The organism is Roseomonas sp. 18066, assembly GCF_902706185.1.
Taxonomy (GTDB): domain Bacteria; phylum Pseudomonadota; class Alphaproteobacteria; order Acetobacterales; family Acetobacteraceae; genus Pseudoroseomonas.
Map to the genome: position 1 here is coordinate 1 of NZ_CACSJM010000427.1, position 387 is coordinate 387.

The window sequence follows — 387 nt, forward strand, 5'->3', positions numbered from 1 at the left end:
GAGCACTTCGTCGCCGGTGCGCAGCAGCGAGAGCGCCACATTGGCGATGGCGGCGAGGCCGCTGGGCACCAGGACGCACTGCAGGCCGCCTTCAAGCGTGCAAAGCCGCTCTTCCAGCATGTAGGTGGTGGGCGTGCCGTGCAGGCCGTAGGTGTAGCCTGTCTTGTCCTTCCACTCGCGCGCGCGCATCGCCGCGACGTCGGGGAAGATGACGGTGGAAGCCTTGTGCACCGCGGGCTGGGGCGCGGAGAACCCCGCCGGCGGAACATACGGATGGTGGATGAGCCGGGTGTCCGGCCCGGCGCCCGGGGGGGCGTCGTGGGTGGAAGAGGTCATGCGGCGATGGTATCGCCGCCGGCACCCGGGGTCAGCCCACCGCGCCCGGAC

General features: G+C 71.3%; 1 protein-coding gene. It reads right to left on the reverse strand.

The features are described from left to right. On the reverse strand, window positions 1-336 hold a 336-nt coding region (locus GVN67_RS29540), incomplete at its 3' end, for a PLP-dependent transferase (RefSeq protein WP_200845481.1). Window positions 337-387: the final 51 nt, after the last annotated feature.